General features: G+C 64.4%; 20 protein-coding genes. 5 read left to right on the forward strand and 15 right to left on the reverse strand.

The features are described from left to right. Positions 1–36: 36 nt before the first annotated feature. From CBR61_RS09380 to CBR61_RS09440, 14 genes are all read right to left on the reverse strand, one after another. Positions 37–1,263, reverse strand: coding sequence for a Cj0069 family protein (locus tag CBR61_RS09380; RefSeq protein WP_324616809.1), 1,227 nt, complete (start codon positions 1,261–1,263; stop codon positions 37–39). Continuing rightward, positions 1,160–1,831 (reverse strand): superoxide dismutase, encoded by a 672-nt coding sequence (locus CBR61_RS09385; RefSeq protein WP_172835942.1) that lies wholly within the window; start codon positions 1,829–1,831, stop codon positions 1,160–1,162. Before CBR61_RS09385 ends, CBR61_RS09380 begins: the two co-directional genes overlap by 104 nt. A 120-nt stretch (positions 1,832–1,951) precedes the next feature. Beyond that, the gene (gene chrA / locus CBR61_RS09390) at positions 1,952–3,196 is read right to left on the reverse strand and encodes a chromate efflux transporter (RefSeq protein WP_088914119.1); all 1,245 of its coding nucleotides are present in this window, start codon (positions 3,194–3,196) and stop codon (positions 1,952–1,954) included. 26 nt (positions 3,197–3,222) lie between these two features. After that, the gene (locus CBR61_RS09395) at positions 3,223–4,221 is read right to left on the reverse strand and encodes a chromate resistance protein ChrB domain-containing protein (RefSeq protein WP_088914120.1); all 999 of its coding nucleotides are present in this window, start codon (positions 4,219–4,221) and stop codon (positions 3,223–3,225) included. Between the two features lie 484 nt (positions 4,222–4,705). Continuing rightward, positions 4,706–6,040, reverse strand: a complete 1,335-nt coding sequence (locus CBR61_RS09400; RefSeq protein WP_088914121.1) for an MFS transporter — start codon at positions 6,038–6,040, stop codon at positions 4,706–4,708. Between the two features lie 239 nt (positions 6,041–6,279). Continuing rightward, entirely contained in the window at positions 6,280–6,780 is a 501-nt protein-coding gene (locus CBR61_RS09405) for a transmembrane anchor protein (protein ID WP_233996693.1), read from the reverse strand. A gap of 17 nt (positions 6,781–6,797) precedes the next feature. Beyond that, positions 6,798–7,520, reverse strand: coding sequence for a HupE/UreJ family protein (locus CBR61_RS09410; protein ID WP_420705649.1), 723 nt, complete (start codon positions 7,518–7,520; stop codon positions 6,798–6,800). A gap of 54 nt (positions 7,521–7,574) precedes the next feature. Further along, positions 7,575–10,745, reverse strand: coding sequence for an efflux RND transporter permease subunit (locus CBR61_RS09415; protein WP_157696660.1), 3,171 nt, complete (start codon positions 10,743–10,745; stop codon positions 7,575–7,577). A gap of 25 nt (positions 10,746–10,770) precedes the next feature. Then, a complete protein-coding gene (locus tag CBR61_RS09420) occupies positions 10,771–12,018 on the reverse strand; it encodes an efflux RND transporter periplasmic adaptor subunit (RefSeq protein WP_088914124.1) in 1,248 nt (415 codons plus the stop codon). Continuing rightward, positions 12,018–13,298 (reverse strand): TolC family protein, encoded by a 1,281-nt coding sequence (locus CBR61_RS09425; RefSeq protein WP_088914125.1) that lies wholly within the window; start codon positions 13,296–13,298, stop codon positions 12,018–12,020. The genes CBR61_RS09420 and CBR61_RS09425 overlap by 1 nt, the downstream gene beginning before the upstream one ends. Positions 13,299–13,356: 58 nt before the next feature. Next, entirely contained in the window at positions 13,357–13,719 is a 363-nt protein-coding gene (locus CBR61_RS16810) for a hypothetical protein (protein WP_157696549.1), read from the reverse strand. Between the two features lie 175 nt (positions 13,720–13,894). Next, entirely contained in the window at positions 13,895–14,884 is a 990-nt protein-coding gene (gene dmeF / locus CBR61_RS09430; protein WP_088914126.1) for a CDF family Co(II)/Ni(II) efflux transporter DmeF, read from the reverse strand. An 8-nt stretch (positions 14,885–14,892) separates the two neighbouring features. Continuing rightward, the gene (locus CBR61_RS09435; RefSeq protein WP_088914127.1) at positions 14,893–15,168 is read right to left on the reverse strand and encodes a metal/formaldehyde-sensitive transcriptional repressor; all 276 of its coding nucleotides are present in this window, start codon (positions 15,166–15,168) and stop codon (positions 14,893–14,895) included. 256 nt (positions 15,169–15,424) lie between these two features. After that, positions 15,425–15,814 carry a metallopeptidase family protein gene (locus tag CBR61_RS09440; RefSeq protein WP_088914128.1) on the reverse strand — a complete coding sequence of 130 codons (390 nt, stop codon included), beginning with the start codon at positions 15,812–15,814 and terminating at the stop codon, positions 15,425–15,427. A 196-nt stretch (positions 15,815–16,010) separates the two neighbouring features. Between CBR61_RS09440 and folE the strand changes: the two genes are divergently transcribed. The 5 genes from folE (at position 16,011) to CBR61_RS09465 (ending at position 19,416) form a co-directional block, all read left to right on the forward strand. Then, the gene (gene folE, locus CBR61_RS09445) at positions 16,011–16,637 is read left to right on the forward strand and encodes a GTP cyclohydrolase I FolE (RefSeq protein ID WP_088914129.1); all 627 of its coding nucleotides are present in this window, start codon (positions 16,011–16,013) and stop codon (positions 16,635–16,637) included. Between the two features lie 152 nt (positions 16,638–16,789). Continuing rightward, positions 16,790–17,239 (forward strand): hypothetical protein, encoded by a 450-nt coding sequence (locus CBR61_RS09450; RefSeq protein WP_088914130.1) that lies wholly within the window; start codon positions 16,790–16,792, stop codon positions 17,237–17,239. Positions 17,240–17,371: 132 nt separating this feature from the next. Next, the gene (locus CBR61_RS09455; RefSeq protein WP_088914131.1) at positions 17,372–17,872 is read left to right on the forward strand and encodes a c-type cytochrome; all 501 of its coding nucleotides are present in this window, start codon (positions 17,372–17,374) and stop codon (positions 17,870–17,872) included. A 6-nt stretch (positions 17,873–17,878) separates the two neighbouring features. Next, positions 17,879–18,568 (forward strand): cytochrome b/b6 domain-containing protein, encoded by a 690-nt coding sequence (locus CBR61_RS09460; RefSeq protein ID WP_088914132.1) that lies wholly within the window; start codon positions 17,879–17,881, stop codon positions 18,566–18,568. 191 nt (positions 18,569–18,759) lie between these two features. Beyond that, on the forward strand, positions 18,760–19,416 hold the full coding sequence (locus CBR61_RS09465) for a hypothetical protein (RefSeq protein WP_088914133.1): 657 nt from the start codon (positions 18,760–18,762) through the stop codon (positions 19,414–19,416). A 53-nt stretch (positions 19,417–19,469) separates the two neighbouring features. Here the strand turns inward: CBR61_RS09465 and CBR61_RS09470 are convergent, their stop codons facing one another. Continuing rightward, positions 19,470–19,949 (reverse strand): peroxiredoxin, encoded by a 480-nt coding sequence (locus tag CBR61_RS09470; protein ID WP_088914134.1) that lies wholly within the window; start codon positions 19,947–19,949, stop codon positions 19,470–19,472. Positions 19,950–20,133 lie beyond the last annotated feature (184 nt).

The following is a 20,133-nucleotide window of genomic DNA, read 5'->3' on the forward strand; positions in this document are numbered from 1 at the left end:
AGAGATCGACTAGCGTGTCCCGGAACGCGCGAACGCTTATGCCGGCGAAGCGGTGGTTCCTCGGCCGGCGACACGGCGCTCCCGCGCGGCAACCGCGCGCCGATGCGCGGCCTCGGCTACCGGCCGCACGGCGCTGGGCGGAAACGGCGCTACCGAGCTGACGTTGATCTCGCACAAGACATAGCTGTCCGAGCCGCGATCGTCCTTCGGCCCGTAGAGGAAGTCAGCATCCCAGAGCAGCGGGAGCTCGTCACGCTCGATGGCGAGGATGTGCTGCAAACCGGGTATCCACGACTGTTCCATGTTGTCTCTGAGCGGTTGAAAAGCGCCCGCATCGGCGGGGTGCATGACCCGTGGACCTGGCTGCGCCTCCGGCGAGTCGACCCCTTCGGGGGGTGGCGGCAACAGCGCGCGGATCAGTTGATGCCCGAAACCGACGACCTTGTCCGCGCTGACATAGCAGCGAATCATGCCGTCTCCGAGCCGCGGCTGGAAGGGTTGGTCGATGAGGCATTCGCCCCGCTCGAAATAGGGTGCGAACCGATCGATCAGGGCATCGAGGGGCATCTCAAGCGGAACGCTGCCCCGCGCGGCGTGAAGGACCGAAACGTTCGGTTGGGCGCCGCGCCCCCGGTCAGCAACTTCGACCCGCCACACGCCCCGGCCGCCATTGCTCCGGTTTTCCTTGAGCACACGCGCCCCGGAAGCGAGGCGATCAGGGAGCAGCGCGCGCAGTTCCTCCAGATCGGCGTAGCGGTGGGTGTCCGTGCCCCAGCCTAGCGCGCGCGTGGAATGAAGCACGTTTTTCACGCCCATCTTCGCGATGACATCGGGATGCGCGCTGATCGAGACGCCCGCCGCCGCCGCCTCGCGCAAAATCGGATCGAGCCTTGAGCGGTCACCGGCGTCGCTGATCGGGTCGGCCCAGACCATCACGCCGTCGCACGTCAGCAGACGGTCGCGCGCTGTACCAGCCGTCTCGTCGGCATATCCAATCGCCTCGACCTCGCCGCCCAGCTCACGCAGCGCTGCCATGATCGGCCACTGGCGCGCGCTGTGCGCGTCCGCGGGGCTAGTGGGGACGTCGGTTCGCCACAGCAGGCCGATCTTGGGGCAAGTGGTCAAGGCGCTCGCTTCCCGTTCATCGCCGCTTTCCAACTTAGGCGCTGGCGGCAGCGATCGCATGCGCATAGCGGCGGTCGACTGCTTCCCAGTCGAGGTTCTTGAACCAGGCGTCGATATATCTGGCTGCCTGGGTGCCATAGTCCATGTGGAAGCTGTGCTCGTACATATCGAGGACGAGCACCGGCACGCCAGCCGCCGCGCCGTGCATATGGTCCCAAGCCCAGTGATTGTTGAGCGAGCGGGTGTGGAGGTTGTAACCCAGGATCGTCCAGCCCGACCCTCCCGCCAGGCTCATGCCGGTGCGCCGGAACTCGGCCTCCCAGTTCGCGAACGAGCCGAAGGCGGCGTCGATCGCGTCGCGGACCGAACCGGCCGCCTGACCGTCGCCGCCCAACCCGTCGAAGTAGATTTCATGCAGCACCACCGAGCCGGTGCGGTGCAGTTCCTCGCGCTTGAGGCCGCCGTAGATGGCAGGCGGCGCTTCGGTATCGGCGAGCGCGGCGGCCAGCCGTGGCCGTAATGCGTTCAGCGTCTTGACCGAGCCGGCATAGTTGTTCTCGTGATGCGACGTGATCAATCGCTCGGACAGGCCCTCGAGCTTGGCCGGATCGAACTTGAGCGGCTTGATCTGATGGTTGCCGGCAAAGGCGGGGACAGTCGGCGGCGCGGCGGCCGGCGTCTGGGCTGAGGCTTCGTTGATCGTCATGGCGGCGGCTCCTATGCCTAGGGTTGCGATTGCACTGCGTCGGGAGAGATTGTCGATCGCCACATTCGGTCCTTTCCAATATGATTGATTAGGCTGCGTAAGAGTGATGGTGCGTCGCGATCATCCGAACAGGACAAGGCCCGCCCCCGCCGCGGCGAGAACAACCCACAGGATCGTCGTTTTGGCCTTGAACACGTAAAGGAGCGCGAGAGCGACGGCGAAGATCGCGAGCGGGATCAGCACGCCGGGCACGTTCACGAGAGTCTTTTGCCCTAGTTCCAGCGTCGTGGCGGCGATCAGCCCGACGACCGCTGCGGATATTCCCTCTAGGAAGGTCTTGATCTTTTCGTTGTCTACCAGCCGCTCAAGCTGGTCATGAAAGAACAGAGAAAAGCTGAATGCTGGCAGGAAGATGCCGATCGTCATCACGATCGCTCCGAGTGGGCCGCCGCCGAAGTATCCGATGAACGTCGAGAAGATGATCAGGGGCGCCGGCAGAATCCCCGATAGGGCGAGCCCGTCGAGGAACTGCGCATCCGTCATCCATCCATTGCCGACCGCATCGGCACGCAGGAACGGGATGACTGTGTAGGCCCCGCCAAAGGTGAGGAGCCCGGCCTTGAGGCCCGAGATGAAAAGCTCCAGCAGCGACGGCTTTTGGTTTGCGATGGGTTGCGCCGAGACCGCATCCCCACCGACCGTACCGCCGAAAGTGACCCAGGCGAAGTAGAGCCCGACCCCGACGAGCACGGCCATGAGCAGGCCGGCCGTCACTCGCTGATGGCGCGCCGCGAACATATAGACGAGGCCCGCGATCGGCAGGGTGAGCCAAAACGGCGTGCCGACGAGGGCCGCCAGGCCGGCGACGCCCGCGATACCCCAAAGCCAGCGGTCGAGCAGGATGTGACCGCCAATCCGGTGCACGGCGCGCACGATCAGGGCGATGACGGCGGGTTGCACTCCGAGAAATGCTGCGGTCGCGGCGGCAGTCTGCATGATCCCGGTGGAGAGATACAGCCACGACAGCGCGAACATTAGGACGAAGCCCGGCATCATGAAGCCCAGACCCGCGAGAAGGCCGCCGAGCTTTCCCTTGGGAAGCGTGCCGAAGAAGACGCACAGCTCGTGCGCCTCCGGACCAGGGAGCACCTGATAGACGGCGAGGATGCGGTTGAACCTGGCGCTGGAGACCCAGTGTTCCTCATCGACCAGCTCACGGCGGATCATCGCGATCTGGGCGATCGGGCCACCCCAGGCCAGGAAGCCGAACCGCAGGAACTTCGCGAAAATCTGCGCATAAGAAAGGTCGGGCAATGTGCCTCCGTTCTCAGGATCCAATGCCCCACCCGCCACGTTTGTGCTCATTCGCTTCGTTCCTCAGATCATGATCGTCATCCCTCGACCGATGGTCGAACGCGCTGCGCTGACTGCCGATCGAGTGGACTGCCCAGAGTGAAATGCGTGTAGAAGCCGTCCAGCGCGTCGCTTGCGTTGGCGATGCGCTTGAGATCGTCATCGGTGGACGCGCATACGCCTGCAAGCATGGCACCAAGGCCCGGCGTCTCGGAGCGCCCGAACTTGCCGTCCGCTATGTCCAGGTCATGGATGATCTCGCCGATCGCGACGAGTGCCGGATCATCTTCGAGCCTGGCTCGCCTCACGATCGTCTCGAAGCTGCACCGGTCTTGTTCGTGGGTGAACTCGGCATCGGCCATGTCGAAGCGCAGCTCGCCCGCCTCAGGCGTGTAGCTCCTGCCATCGACGAACTTGAAGTTGGCGTGGGGGTCGACGAATCGTCGGATCAGCCAAGCGCAGGCGATGCGATCGACATGGACGCCGCGCCGCGTCACCCAGACGCGATTCTTGAGATCGGCGGGCGAAAACGCAGCCGCTTCGCCCGTGCGGCCGACATCGGGATGGGCATAGCGCTTCTCGTCCAACTCACGCAGCGCCGCCTCCGCACCTTGACGGCCGTGAGCGCCAAAGAAGTCTAGCCGGACAATCTCGGAAAGCCGTCTCTGGAGTTTCGCAATCTCGGTCCCCGACGCCGGCCCGGTGTCGAGCAGCCTGTGTGCGGCCAAGGCCAGCTCGTCATAGTCGGCGTCACGTGCAGCGTCGAAAAGCCCTCGTAGCTCCGCGTCGCTTTGGCCTTCGATCATCTGCGCGTTGATCAGCACCGCCTCGCCGCCGCTGTTTGTGATCTCTCCCAGCAGGTCGCGGAATGCGGCTTCGGTTTCCTCGCGACGGGGGAGCACATGAACCGCGTTCTTGAGCGGTACCGCGCCAATCGCCTGCAAGCGGCGCCAGATCTTCACACGCAGATAGGGCGGCTTCGCGGGTAGTTGGTGCAGCAGTGCTAACCATTGTTCCGGGTCGGGCGAGGATTTCATAGCACATGCGTATCACCGGGAATGTTAAAATGAAACACATATATCTCAGTTCCGAGCGGAGATAAGCCGCCGGCGCGCAATCGGTTCAAAATGGCAAGGCTGGCGGTTGGACGGCGCGCCCGTCTCGAAAGGGCAGTCGGTAAGGGATGGGTCCGCTGCATGCGAGATCAATGGACCCGCTACGATGGTTCAACTTAGGAAGCGGGCTACTTCCCCCCGCTTTTCGTCCGCCAATACAACCATGCTGCAGGCTCGGCGGAGTAGTATTGGTGGCTGGCTATACCGGGGAAGGGCGGCACATTGCGCAGATTGGCGGTTCTAGCGTAGCGTTAACGGCGATACGTATTCGTTCTCTTTATCCTGCGCGGGGTGCCAAATACCGCCGTGGCTACTTCGCCACAGCATGCCAATCGCGCTACTCACTGCCGGTGGTCGCCGTGGGCGTCACCCGCAATATTGCATTCTGCCGGTGGGATTGACTGCATCACCTGATGGGCCAGTGCGAATGCAATTCGTCGATGACGAACGCATGTTTCGCACGGCCGCCGGGATGTCCTTGGAGAAGGTGAGGATGATCGACTGGCAGATCGTCGTGAGTGTGCGCCACCACCTCCACATCTTCCTTGGGCCAGATTTTGAGCGCGATCACTGTGCCGATCAGCGCCAGCATAGCTGATGCGCCGAAAGCCATTCCCATGCCGCCATTCGCACCAACTTGGCCCGCTAGCGGATAAGCGACCAGCCAGCAGACATGGGTGAGCGCGAACTGCGCTGCGAACAGCGCGGGACGGTCCTCCTCAGCCGAAGATCGCCGCAACAGCCGGCCGCCCGGCGTTATGCCTGCCGAATAGGCGGTGCCCAGGACGAACCAGCCGGTAAGGATGACTCCCCAATAATCGGGCGAGGCATGGCCGCGCCACGATAAGGCAAGCACAGCCAACCCGACCGTCATCGCCGACGCGGCCGAGAGCATCACGCTCCGGTCGGAGAACTTGTCGAGGATACGCGGCAACAGCAGCGCCGCCAGCATCGAGCCGCCGCCGAACGCGGCAAGCGTGATCGCCATCGAACTCTGTCCAAGTCCAAGGGCTGACCGGACCAGCACCGGCGTATTCACGATGACCATCGCGCTGGCGGCGGCGGCGGCGAGCGTCACCGCCAACAGCCCGCGCAGCCGAGGCGTTCTCAGATAGAGCCGCGCGCCGCGTGTCGTGTTGTCGTAGATGCCGCTACCGGACTTGCGCGCATTGGAACGGGGCAGCGTCGTCGCCAACACCAAGAGCACCGAACAGGCGAAGCCGATCGCCGTGCCTGAGAATAGCCAGTGAAAATTCATCACCGTTAGCAGAGCTGCGGCCAGCATTGGGCTGGTCAGGCTTTCCATGTCGTAGGCAAGGCGCGAGAGCGACAGTGCGTTCGTGTAGTCTTTCTCGTCCGGCAGCACGTCGGGGATGGTCGCCTGAAAGGTCGGCGTGAACCCGGCCGAGGCCGATTGCAGCACGAAGATCAGGACATAAATCTGCCAAATCTGATCGACGAACGGCAGCGCCAAGACAACGAGCGCGCGGATGACATCCATCGCCACGAGGAAGGCGCGGCGCGGCAAACGGTTTGCGTAAGCGCCGACGACTGGCGCGACGCCGATGTAGGCGACCATCTTAATCGCCATAGCCGTGCCGAGCACCGCTCCTGCGTCCGCCCCGGCAATGTCATAAGCGAGAAGGCCCAGCGCGACCGTAGCCAAGCCAGTGCCAATCAGCGCGACAACCTGCGCCATGAACAGGTGCCGATAAGTTCGATTGGCCAATACCGAGAGCATCGCTACCTCGTTCGGTGCGTTGGAAAGGATGGATAGGTCACGGCGCTACATTCCCCTCAACGGGGCTGGCCGGCGCGATCGGGACGTTAGACAACCCGCTTGACCTCGCCATATTCGCCTTGCGTGCGCAGCGTGATCGTCACGGGAGCGCCGGAGCGGTTACGCCAGAACCAGCCGTGGCTTCCGTCGAAAGCCGCGATCAACTCGCCTTGTTCGCCGGTGGATTCCCGGCCCTTTCCCTAGCCGTGATAGGAGATACCCGGCGCATCGGCGTGGGTGTCGTAATTGACGTGCCCCCCTTCGACCGACCAGTTGAAGGCTATCTGCGCCCCACGATCAGCTGTTAGCTTGATCTCCGCTCCCTGTCCGGGCGCGAGCGTCAGCCGCGTCGTGTCATTCCGACCGGCCGGCGCACTTGGCCTTTCCGGCTGCGCTTGGGCCACTGTCGGCTGAGCGCTTCCAGCGGAGGCTTGTGCAGGGGCCGGCCGGCTCGTCCGCTCCGCCGCGGCGGCATCGGCGGCCGCGTCTTGCGCGGCTTCCTCGGCGAGCTGCACCTTGATCTCGCCCATCTGCGTCAGGCCAAGCACTCGGCCGGCTCCAGTGGGATCGACCCCGTATTCCGAGGGCAGGATGACGGCGACGAGAAGGGCACCGGCCGACGCGGCGGCGATGAGAGTGGCCCGGATCAACTGCCGATTGGTCGGCAGGTCATCGAGATTGGGGCGTTGTGCGTTGAACATGATCGAGACTCCTTGAATCAGGCGACGGCGAAGCCGACGAGTTGGTAGCCAACCAGCACGAAGCCGGCGGCCATCAGGATGGTGTTGGCGGCGAAGGCGTGGCGCATGAAGCTGCTCGTCCGGCGCCAGAAGCCCATCAGGATCAAGATGGCGGCAAGCGCGAGAAGCTGTCCGATCTCGACGCCAATGTTGAATGCGATGAGGTTCGCAAGAAGGCCGTCCGGCGAAATCTCGAACTCGATGATCTTGGTGGCGAGCCCGAAGCCGTGGAAGAAGCCGAACACCAGCGTCGCCGCCTTAGTGTTCGGTTGAACGCCGAACCAGCGTTGGAATGCGCCCAGGTTGTCCAGCGCCTTGTAAACCACCGACAGGCCGATGATCGCGTCGATGATATAGGCGTTCGCGCTTATCCCGGTCAGCACCCCGAACAGCATCGTTGTCGAGTGTCCGACCGCGAACAGCGTGACGTAGATGGCGATGTGCTTCATCCGGTAAAGGAAGAAGATCACGCCGAACAGGAACAGCAGATGGTCGTAGCCCGTGACCATGTGCTTGGCCCCGAGATAGAGGAACGGGAAGAACAGGACGCCGCTGCTTTCCTGGATGTAGCCTTTGTCGCCCTCGGCGACGTTGTGGGCGAAGGCGTCAACGCCGAAACAGAACGAGAGCGCGAACAGGCTGAGAGCCAGGAACAGCCTGTTTCGAGGGCCGCGCTGCATGGTAGCAAACAAACTCATCATGAAACTCCTTTCCGGTCTCCCGCGCGCCGGGGCGGCGCGCGGGAGTGGACAGACTCAGGCTTCCGCCAGAGTCGGGTTGGTGGATTGATCGCTCTCTCGGCGGGCGGCACGGCCGTGGACGATCCGGTAGAGTGCTGGCAGGACGAGCAGCGTCAGCATTGTCGATGATATGACGCCGCCGATGACGACCGTCGCGAGCGGCCGCTGGACTTCCGCGCCCGCCCCGACGTTGAACGCCATCGGCACGAAGCCAAGGCTTGCGACCAGCGCCGTCATCAGCACGGGCCGCAAGCGTGTCAGTGCGCCCTCGCGTATCGCGGGATCGAGGCCCAACCCATCGGCGCGAAGCTGTCGGATGAAACTCAGCATCACCAGCCCGTTGAGGACGGCGACACCCGACAGGGCGATGAAGCCGACCCCGGCCGAGATCGAAAGCGGCATTCCGCGCAGCAGGAGTGCCGCGACGCCTCCGGTCAGTGCCAAGGGCACCCCCGAAAAGACGATCGCCGAATCCTTGAACGAGCGGAACAGAGCGTAGAGCAAGCCGAAGATCAGCAGCAGCACCAGCGGGACGACGATTTGCAGGCGCTGCGCTGCCGAGATGAGCTGCTCAAACGTGCCTCCGTAGCTCACCCAATAGCCTGACGGCACCTCGACTTCGGCGCCGACCCTCTGGCGCACTTCCTCAATGAACGATCCGAGATCCCGCCCCCGGACGTTAGCGGTGACGACCACGCGCCGCTTGCCGTCCTCGCGGCTAATTTGGTTCGGCCCGGTCACAACCTCGACGCGGGCGACATCAGCGAGCGGCACGAAGTTGCGAATGCCGGCTTCGTTGGTTCCGCCGACCGGAATGCGGAGCCGGCCGATTTCATCGGCACGCGAACGCACATCCTCGGGAAGCCTCACGATGATCGGAAAGCGCCGATCGCCCTCAAAGATTTGACCCGCCTGCTGCCCTCCGATGGAGACAGCCACGACATCCTGAATGTCACCGACGTTCAGGCCGAGCCGCGCGAGCGCAGACCGATCGGGCGTTATTTGCAGGATCGGCAGGCCCGTTACCTGTTCGACACTGACATCCTGGGCGCCTTCGATTCCGCTGACCACACCCTCGATTTGCTCACCGATCGCCCGCAACTGATCGAGATCGTCGCCGAATACCTTGATCGCAACGTCCGCGCGGACACCGGACAGCAGCTCGTTGAACCGCATCTGGATTGGCTGGGTGAACTCGTAGTTGTTGCCTGGAATGGCACTTGCCGCTTGCTCCATCTCGCGCACGAGCTGGGCGCGCGACTTCCTCGGGTTCGGCCATTCGGATCGCTCCCTGAGAAAAATGAACGTGTCGGCGACCGATGGCGGCATCGGGTCGGTTGCCACTTCCGCCGTGCCGATCTTGGAGACGATCCGTTCGACCTCTGGAAACTGACGCAGGCGGTTTTCCAGCGTCGTCTGCATGGTGATAGCTTGGCTGAGACTTGTGCCCGGAATGCGCAGAGCATGGAGCGCGATGTCGCCTTCATCGAGACTGGGCACGAACTCAGAGCCCATGCGCGAGGCGGCCACGCCGGCGATGGCTACGAGCGCTACCGCGCCAATGACGAAGGCCGTGCGAAGCCGGAGTGCCGCATCTAGCGCCGGCGCGTAGAGGCGACGCGCGCCGCGCATCAGCCGGCTATCCTTTTCCTCGACCTTGCCGGTGACGAACATGGCGACGGCGGCCGGAACGAAGGTCAACGACAGCAGCAAGGCGGCGGTCAACGCCATCACGACAGTTATCGCCATCGGATGGAACATCTTTCCTTCGACGCCAGTAAGCGCGAAGATCGGCACGTAGACGAGCGTGATAATTAGCACGCCAAACAGCGACGGGCGGATGACTTCCGAACTGGCCGATGCGGCCAGATCAAAGCGTTCCTCGCGCGAGAGTAGCCGCCCGAGCCGATGCTGAGCCTCGCCGAAGCGACGCAGGCAATTCTCGACTATGATGACCGCGCCATCGACGATGAGGCCGAAATCGAGCGCGCCCAAGCTCATCAGATTGCCCGACACGCCCGCGCGCACCATGCCCGTCATCGTCATCAGCATGGAGATCGGGATCACCGCTGCCGTGATGAGCGCCGCACGGATATTGCCGAGCAGCAGGAACAATACGACGATGACGAGCAATGCGCCTTCCGCCAGATTGGTGGCGACCGTCTTAATGGTGCGATCGACGAGATCGGTGCGATCGTAGATCGGGACGGCACGCACACCGTCCGGAAGAGCCCTGGCCGCTTCCTCAAGCCGCTCGGCAGCGGCTTGGGCGACCACACGGCTGTTCTCACCAGCGAGCATGAACACGGTGCCAAGGACGACTTCCTGCCCATTCTCCGTCGCTGCGCCCGTCCGCAGCTCCTCGCCCATGCCAACGTCCGCGACATCCGCGACGCGGATGGGAACGCCGCCGCGGTTGGCGACTATGATTGAGCGCAGATCGTCGATGCCCGACGCTTGGCCGGGCACACGGACGAGATATTGCTCGCCGTATCGCTCGATATAGCCCGCGCCGACATTGGCGTTATTGCGGTCGAGCGCTTGCACCACGTCGTTCAGAGACAGCCCGTAGGACGAGAGACGTTCAGGCAGCGGCGTCACATGATATTGCCGCTCATAGCCGCCGATGCTGTTGACCTCGGTGACGCCGGGCGTGTTGCGAAGCTGCGGCCGGATCACCCAATCCTGCAACGTGCGCAGGTCTTCGGGGGTGTAGCGGCTTCCGTCCGGCTTGCGCGCGTTCGGCTCCGCCTCCAGCACATACATGAAGATTTCGCCGAGGCCCGTGGCGATCGGTCCCATCTCCGGCACGACGCCTTCTGGAAGCTGATCGCGCGCGGTCTGGAGGCGTTCGTTGATGAGTTGGCGCGCAAAATAGATGTCGGTGCCGTCCTCGAACACCGCCGTCACCTGGCTCAGCCCGTAGCGCGAGATTGAGCGCGTATATTGCAGACCGGGCACGCCGGCGATGGCAGTCTCGACGGGGAAAGTGACGCGCTGTTCCGCTTCGAGCGGTGAGAAGCCAGCCGCCTCGCTATTGATCTGAACTTGGACATTGGTGATGTCCGGCGTGGCGTCGATCGGGAGGCGCTGGAAGCTCCAGATGCCGACCGCGCACAACAGCACGACGATGGCCAGCACCGCCCAGCGGAAGCGGATGGAAGCCGCGAGGATGCGTTCCAGCAGCTCCCGACGTTCGGGGGCAACGGTATCAGTGGTCATGGCTTGCCCCCGACTTCTCGATGTCGGCGCGGATCAGGAAGGCGCCCTCGGTCACATATTCCGTGCCCGGCTCTAGGCCGCCCAACACCTCGGTCCATTCGGGCGTGCGCCGCCCGATCTCCAGCATCCGCACTTCGTAGGTGTTGCCGACCCTGGCATAGACCACCTCGAAATCGCGGAAGCGCTGGATGGCGCGTGTGCGAACCGCCAGCGGAACCTGCGCCTCCGCGATAGCGAACGAGCCCTCAACGCCCATGCCGGGCCGGAAGACTTGCGATGCGCGTGGCGGGAGATGGACATGCGCCACGAGCGTCTGACTGGCTATGTCGGCCGTGGGTAAGATGGCCTCCACCGGCGCCTCGATCCGCGCTTCGCCGGAAAGGCTGCGCACGGACACGCGCTGACCCACCCGCACACGTTCCGCATCGCGCGGGAACACGAAGAACTCGGCATGAATGTCAGAAGGATTGGCAATCACGAACAGAGCGCGGTCGCCGGTCGTATCGCCGACGTTGGCGTTCTTCTCGACGATCACGCCGCTGATCGGGGCCGTGACCGCATAGGTCTGGAGCGAATGGCTCGACTCGACACGCAGTAGAGTTTGTCCCCGAGTGACCTGCTGGCCGAGCCGGCCGGTCATCCACACGATCTGTCCGGGCAAGCGGGCACGCACATCGGCGCTGCCTTCGGGCGTGATCTCCACCCGGCCGGCCATGTCGATCAGCTCGGCGACCGTTGCGGGGCCAGCCCGCTCCGTCCGCACGCCGCCGGCCTGTGCCGCCTGCGGAGAAATGGTCGTGCGACCTTCATAGGAAGCGTAGGCCCAACTATGCGTGCGCCCACCTTCCACCGCGCGCACCCGCACATCGAACGAGTGGGGTTCGGCAACGACGCCGTTACCGCGCAGAAAATCCTCTTGGGGTCGGAACGCGAACCGATCAGTTCGACCGCCCAGCCGGCTTAGCTCGATAGCGAGCTGCACTTGGTTAGGCGCGATCGGCTCGCCGTCCCGATACGGGTAAACCCGGTATTCGGGTTCGACACTATCCTCAAAGATCGTGACCTCAAGCGCGAAGTCGCCGTTGTGCAGCATCCTACCGCCATGCGGGCCGCGTTCGTAATCGGCTGCGGCTGCGGCTTCCGGTTGTTCGGTTTCGTTTGTCGTTGGCGAGCCGCTGCATCCGGCCAGCAAGGCGCAGGCGAGCAAGGCACCCGCCGATAGAAGGGAACGTGCCATCAGCGAATCTCCGCGCTGGAAAGGAGGGGAGCGTGGCGGCCGGTGAGCCGGTCGAGCCGGGCTCCCGCCAGATGAAACCGACGCAGCAGATCGACGCGACGCGATCGAACATCGACCACGGCTTGCTGAGCTTGGCTCACCTCAAGAAAGGTGAAGGCGGTGCCGCCTCGCCGGAAACCGTCACGGACGAGAACCACCGCGCGTTCGGCGCTAGGCAGCACTTCACTATCGAGCCGCCCTATCTCAGTGAGGATCGCCGCGCGCTCCGCCACCAGCCGGTCAATCTCACGCGCGACTTGAACACGGATCACGGCGATTTCGGCCTCAGCCGCTTGGGCGTCGGCCTGGGCGCGAAGAACATTGCCCCGGTTGGCGGAGCGGCTGCCAAGTGGGATCGACCCCCCGACAACGAGCGCAACGTCATTACCGTCGCCGAAGTGACGCACTCCGACGCGAGCGGTCGGATTTCCGACATTCGCAGTCTCGGCTAGGCGAAGCCGCGCCCCGGCCGCGTCGCGCTCGGCCGCAAGCAAAGCGAGATCAGGGCTGGCTTCGGCTCGCGCCGCCGACGCGCCCGGCGTATCGAATGATGCGAGATCAAGCCGGAAGTCGGCAGTTCCGCCCCAATAGGCTGCCAGACCCGCCCTAGCGATCCGCGCCGTCTCGCGTGCTTGACCCAGCGCGATCCTGGCCTGCGCCACGGCGGTTCGCGCGCGTTCCCCGGCGAAAAGCGGGTCGAGCGCGCGTCCGACGCGACGATCAACCTCCGCCTCTACCCGCTGGGCTTCTGCAAGGCGCTGTTCAGCAATCGGAACCGCTGCCTCGGCAGCCAGCGCTTCGACCCATGCAGTCTGCACTTGAGCCAGCAGGTCCAGCATCCGCAGGCGGTTGCGTTCCGTAGCGACCCCAAGCTCGGAGCGCGCCGCACCGATACGTGCCTGCCGCTGCCCGCCGCGTTCCCACGTCCGCTCATACCAAGCGGTCGTCTGCGATCGGCCAATCGGCGAGTAAGGGCCGGTTCCCGCGAAATCCTCGACATCGACACCCACGACATCGCGGGGCCGCACGTCGGCCTGGGCGATTGCCGCCTCTGCCGCTCGCACCCGCGCGGCACTCGCTGCCACAACCGGATCGCCGCTGGCGACCCTGGAAAGGGCGTCGGATAAACTTAGTTCCTGCGCCGCTCCGATCGAAGGAGTGGACAGGGCAGCGAGCGCCGCGCTTATCGCAAGCGCGCGCCGCACGCGCGCTTGTGGGCGCGCAGAAAACGTAAATGACATGACAAGTCGGCCTCACGAGCAGGCGTGGCGAATGCCGCGCCTCAAGTGACGCGGCGGCTTAGGTGCGGATCGCGCTGCTCTTGGGAGGTCGTTCGGGACCGTGAGTTAGGAAGCCGGGCATTCGGCCATCGACTGCCGGCCGCCAAGGGGAATCCCCCGAGAACATCCAAGATGCCTCGTGCGATACCGGCGTGAACAGTCCCGAGCCGCTATCGACATGGTGGTGATTTCCGGTCCCTGGCTGATGGTCAGGAGCGTCGTCGCCATCGTCAGGGTGTGAGTCGTGGGTGTCGTGCTGATGGTCGTCCGCCTCAAACACGATCTTGCTGAACGCGAGATGCTCATGGTTGCCGGAAGCACTTGATTGATGCTGAATCTGATCGACCACATTTGCCATGCTGGCGCTGGAAAAGACCAGCATCAGCGCGACGCACAGCGTTGCGCAAAGTCTAAAGGCCAGATGTCCAGTCAATCTTGTCACGATCAACGAGCATAGGCGGCCGGTAGGATAAGGCAAGGCTGCGCGACCGCCGCTGCGCCGGGCGCTCGCCGACCGCGCGCTCATCCGCCCAATTTCCGCGTGTTGCAGGACGAGTTCATATCGACTGCATCTCTATGGTGAGATGGCGCAGTTCATGGACCGGCTTGAGCCGTTCTTGAACAGCGGCGCGATCCACCGCGCCTAGTGCTACTACGCTCACAATTCCAGCATGGGCGTCGGGGCTGACGCGCCAGACATGCAGGTCAGCAATTTGTGCATCGCCTGGAGCTTCAACCAGCTCGCGGATTTCCTCGGCGACATGCTCGTCAGTGCGATCAAGCAGCACCCACGCGGTCTCGCGCATCAGCGACCATGACCAGCGAGCAATCACGAGGGCGCCGACGATCCCCATTACCGGATCGAGCCACACCCAACCCAAAAAGCGGCCCGAAAGGAGTGCGATGATCGCCAGCACCGACGTTAGTGCGTCGGCGAGGACATGGACATAGGCGGCGCGAAGATTGTTGTCCTGGCTGCGCATCCCCGCCACCGGATGGTCATGGTGATTGTTATGCGCATGGTCGTGGCGCCCGTGGTCGTGAGCGTGATGACCGTGAGAATGGCCGTGCCCATGATCGTGAGAATGTGATCCCGCCAGTAGGAAGGCGCTGGCCACATTCACGGCGAGCCCGATAGCAGCCACGATCGTCGCCTCGGTGAACGCCACCGTCGTTGGCTGGAACAGCCGGACTACTGATTCGACGCCGATGCCGATCGCAATGACGGCGAGGACCAATGCCGAGGCGAACCCCGCCAAGTCTCCGACCTTGCCCGTTCCGAAGCTGAACCGGCGATCCGAGGCATGTCGCTTCGCATAGGAGTAGGCGATAGCCGCAACGCTCAATGCTCCGGCGTGTGTTGCCATGTGAAAGCCGTCCGCGAGGAGCGCCATCGAGCCTGTCAGATAGCCGGCGATGATTTCCCCGACCATCATTGTCGCCGTGAGCGCCACCACCCAAAGCGTCCGACGCGCATTGGCGTCGTGTGACGCCCCGAGAAAGACGTGATCGTGGGTGAAGCGGTCTGCTTGAGAGGCGACGGTCATTGGCGAGCCTATTTCGAGTAACGGCGAACGACGGTTTTCAATTCCTCCGCCGCGTGAAGGCGGTCGGCATCATTCAGCCCTGGCTTCGCAACATGCTGGTCGAGGTGCTCCGCAATGATCTCATCCAGGAGGCCATTCACCGCGCCGCGAACGGCTGCGACGAGGTGAAGAACCTCGCCACATGAAGCGCCACGCGCCAACCCTCGCTCGACTGCGCTAACTTGCCCAGCGATGCGACGCACACGCGCGATCAGCTCAGAGCAATTTTCTTGTGTATGGGCCATAGCATAACCCCCTAGCCTATAGGATTGGCAAGCGCCAGTCTGCTCCGAGCATCCCGAGAACGTGCCAGGCTGCCGGCGAAGCGCAAGCGACGCGCGACGGCGGTGATTGCGCGCTCGCTTCGGCGTTTGGCGGCGCTAGGGTAGTAGGAACGGCGAGATGTATTCGTTATGCTTATCCTGCGCGGGGCGCCAACAACGCCCGCTCCTCGGTCGAGGGGCGGGCGTTGTCGGTTCCGGCAAGTGATTCGCGCCGCTCTCAGTCGCCGACGCTGTCCTCGAGCGCGTGCATGTCATCATCCGAGAGGCCGAAATGGTGGCCCGCCTCGTGGATCACGACATGGCGCACCAGTTCGGCAAAGCCGACGCCGGTTTCCTCCATCTCGGCCAGCAGCGGCTCGCGGAACAGGGTGATGACGGGCGGGAGGCCCTCGCTGTCCCATTGCGATCTTTCGGTCAGGGCGACGCCTTCATAAAGGCCGGTGAGCTCGTAGGGATCCTCGATCCCGAGCGAATCGAGCTGTTCGTCGCTCGCGAACTGCTCCACCCGCAGCACCACGCCCTCCAGCTCGCGGCGGAAAACCTCGGGCAACCGCGCCAGCACGGCGCGCGCTGCGGCTTCGAAATCGGCGGCGGAGGGATATCGCAAGGTGCTCGCCTTTCTGCGGTCCGGGGGATGATTTGCGCGAATTATCTATTACATCACCCCATGTGGGGACGCATCCGTCCGGTGCAATCGGCGTATCTTCGAAGGAACGCCTCGCGCGGTCGATGGTTGACGTCACTCGGGATCGACAGGCGAGGGGGCTCCGGCAGAGCCGATGAGTGAGAAAGACGACAGACACATGAACTACATTTCCGCCCACGATCACGACGACGAATTCGATCCCGAGAACCCGCTGGGCAAGCCCGAGGTGCCGGAGAACGTGCAGGAGGCGATCCGCACGCTGATCGCATGGGCGGGCGATGATCCCTCGCGCGAGGGCCTGCTCGACACCCCCAAGCGTGTGGGGCGCGCGTGGCTGGAGTACTGCGAAGGCTACAAGGAGGATCCTGCGGTCCACCTGACCCGCCAGTTTTCCGAAGTGGGCGGCTATGACGAGATCGTGCTGCTGAAGGACATCCCCTTCCAGTCGCATTGCGAGCACCACATGGCGCCGATCATCGGCAAGGCGGCGATCGCCTATCTGCCGCGCAACAAGGTCGTGGGCATCTCCAAGCTCGCGCGCGTTTTGCACGGCTATGCCCGCCGGTTGCAGATCCAGGAGCGGCTGACCGCCGAGGTCGCGCAGTGCATCTGGGATCATCTCGAACCGCACGGCGTGGCGGTGGTGATCGAGGCCCAGCACGGCTGCATGACCGGGCGCGGGGTGAAGACCCCGGGCGTGGGCATGATCACCAGCCGGATTCTCGGCTGCTTCCTCGAGGATGATCGCAGCCGCAAGGAAGTGATGAGCCTTATGGGCTACTGACGCCGATATCTGCAGATATTCGGGAATCAGATTTTTCACTTGCCTGTGTCGGTTTTGCATCATCCCGCACTTGGATTCGTGGACGAGTGTTGTTATTCTGTCTCCCGACCCGGCATCCATAGACCGGGATGGGATGATGCAGGAGAACATCCATGAATTATCGCGTTGTTGCAGGCCTTGCGCTGTGCGCCGCTCTCGTGTCGCCCGCTGCGGCGCTGGAGCATGAAGTCGTGATAGACCACGTCGCCGGCCCGATCGCGGCCGATTACAAGGGTTCGGTGACCGTCGAGACCACCCAGGTCGGCACTGCCGGCGTGGCGGGCCGTCCGAGCACGCTCGCCTGCCAGTGGTCCGCCACGCTCAATGTCGAGCGCGTCGCCAAGGTCGGAGAGGGGCTGCGCTCGCGCCGCGCCATGACCCAGGAAGACGTCGCCAGCGGCCGCAAGCCCGGCTGGTGCGAAACCAATGCCAAGGCCATCGACCGTCTCGTCGACGCCCGCCGCGAAACCTTCCGCGGCGCGATGCTCGCGCTGGTCGAACAGGATCGCGCGGCGATCCTCGCCGAGGCCGAGAGCAACGCCGACGGCAGCCGCGGCGGCTGATCGCCACCTCAGGGTCGCAGGATTGGGGGCGCTTCCGGTCGGAGGCGCCCCTTTTTCGTGTTTGCGATCAGCGCAGAAGCGGCATAGCCTGCGGACGCTGTATCCCTAGCGGTCTGCCAAAGGAGATTGCCTATGTCGTCCCTGTCTGCTTCCCGCCTGCTGTTCGCCGCCGCGCTCGCCGCCAGCCTCGCCGCCTGTTCGGGAGAGGGTGCCACCGGAGACGCCGCGACCGCCGCCAAGGATGCGCCGCCGGTGCTCAAGGAGCGGCACGACAATTTCGAGGCGATCGGCGATGCCTTCAAGGCGGTGCGCGGCGAGCTCGACAAGGACACGCCCGATTTCGCGCTGATCGCGGCCAAGGCCACCGACATCAACACCCGCGCGCAGAAGATCGAGAGCCACTTCCCCGCCGGCACCGCCCGCGAGGACGGTTACGACACCGAGGCGCTTGCGACGATCTGGCAGAAGCCCGAGGAGTTCAAGGCCGCCCAACAAAAGCTCGTCGACGAGAGCGCCAAGCTCGCCAGCCTGGCCGGGGGCGGCGACAAGGCGGCGGTCGGCGCGCAGGCGATGGCGATGGGCGGGGCCTGCAAGGGCTGCCACGACCAGTTCCGGTACGACGACAAGAAGTAGGCCGGCATGAGCGATCCGGCGGGCGAATCGCCCCTGCGGGTGCGTGACGTGACGGTGTGGGACCCGTTCCTGCGCCTCACCCACTGGAGCTTTCCGCTGCTGGTCCCGGCCTTGTGGTGGACGGCGGAAAACTCGCGTTGGGCGTTGCACAAGCGGCTCGGGCTGGTGCTGCTCGGGCTGCTCGTGTTCCGGGTGCTGTGGGGCTTTGTCGGGCCCGAGACGGCGCGCTTCGGGCAATTTGTGAAGGGCCCGCGAGCGGTGCTCGCCTATCTGCGGGGCGACCGGGCGCAAGGGCCGGCCATCGGCCATTCGCCGCTCGGCGGGTGGAGCACCCTCGCGCTGCTGGGCGCGATGCTGTTCCAGGTGAGCCTCGGCCTGTTCGCGGGCGATCCCTATGACGGGATGACCGGGCCCTTGAATCCGCTGATCGGCGTGGCGCTCGCCGACACGATCACCGAGATCCACGAGACCTTCTTCTGGGTCGTGGCCGGGCTGATCGGCCTCCATCTGGCGGCGATCAGCTTCTATGCGGTGCGCGGCGATGATCTGCTGAGCCCGATGGTGGGCGGCAGCCGTCCGCCGATGGGCGGGGTCGAGGGTATCGGGCCGACGTCCTGGGGCAGGGGCTTGCTGGCGGTGGGGCTGGCGGCGGCGCTGGCGCTGTGGGTCGCGTTCGGGGTGCCGCCGCTGACGTGAGCCTTTCGTTGCGCATCACCGACGAAAGTCCGCCGGGCGCGCCTGCGTGACCTTAGCGAATGTGACAGATTAAAGCAGTTTGTAGTAGAACGTTCACGCAATCGTAACATTGCGGCATGGCAACCATATTCCCCCCGCGCGATGCCGCGCATTCCGCTGCGGGTGTGCCCCGCTTGTCGCGTACCGGTATCATGAGCACCCTGCTGGCGTTCTGGGCGGTGCTGATCGGGGCGAGCGTGGTTCAGGATGCGATGGCGGCCCTGGGGCTGCTTGGCGACCGCGTCTGGATGCTCGACGTCGAGGTGGAGACGGGCATCTATACCTGGTTCTCCACCCTGCTGCTGGCGGGCGCGGCACTTGTCTGCGGCGTGGTTGCGCTGGAAAAGCAGGCCGCGGGCGACCGGCTGCGGTTTCACTGGGCTCTGCTCGCCGCGATCTTTCTCGCCCTGTCGGCGGATGAGGCCTGTTCGGTCCACGAGGCGCTTTCGGGGCGCCTGACAGCCGGGCTCGGCACCAGCGGGTTGCTGCACTTCGCCTGGGTGATCCCCGCAATGTTCGCCTGTGCGGCGGGGCTGTTGTTGTTCATCCCCTTCATCCAGTCATTCCCGCCCCGGCTGCGGACATGGCTGCTGGTTTCCGCAGCCGCCTTCCTGACGGGTGCGATCGGAATGGAGATGGCGGCGGGCGCGATCGGTGCGGGTTCGGAGGAGGTCCTGCGCAGCGGCGCCTATCGCCTGCTCGCCAACCTCGAGGAGGCGCTCGAAGGGGGCGCCGTGATCCTGTTCATTGCGGTCATTCTGGCCGACCGCGCGGCCCGGCCGGAGGCGATCCGCCTGCGCTTTGTCTGAAGCGCCCTCCGGGATGCCTCCCCGCTGCCGGGCAACGGGGAGGCTCTGCCGGTTCAGAGCTGGCCGAGCAGGTGGTCGGCGCTCGAAACCTTGAAGTCGCCCGGTTCCTCGACGTTGAGCTGTTCGACGACGCCGTCGTTGATCACCATCGAGAAGCGCTGGCCGCGCGTGCCCATGCCGAAGCCCGAGCCGTCCATGGTGAGGCCGATCGCCTTGACGAATTCGGCATTGCCGTCGGCCAGCATGGTGATGTCGTCGGAGCCCTGCGCCTTGTTCCACGCGCCCATCACGAAGGCATCGTTGACCGCGGTGCCGACGATCTCGTCGACGCCCTTGGCCTTGAGGTCGCCCGCTTTCTCGACGAAGCCGGGCAGGTGCTTGGCCGAGCAGGTCGGGGTGAAGGCCCCGGGGACCGAGAACAGCGCGATCTTCTTGCCGGCGAAATATTCGGAGGACTTCACGGCCTGCGGGCCTTCCGGGGTGGCCTTGACCAGCGTGACTTCGGGGATCTTGTCGCCAACGGAAATCGTCATTTGGGGTGCATCCTTGCCTGTGCGGGAATTGTCCGGGCTCTCTAGCCCGCACTTGGCCGGGGGGCAACAAATAGACATATAAAGATAAGTTTATATTTGCCTCCGGGGCTGCGGACCGCTAGGGGGCAAGGCGCAAAAGCAGAACCCCCGCCGTCGCGGGTGCGTATCTGTGCATAGGAGACAT

Source organism: Porphyrobacter sp. CACIAM 03H1 (assembly GCF_002215495.1).
GTDB lineage: Bacteria > Pseudomonadota > Alphaproteobacteria > Sphingomonadales > Sphingomonadaceae > Erythrobacter.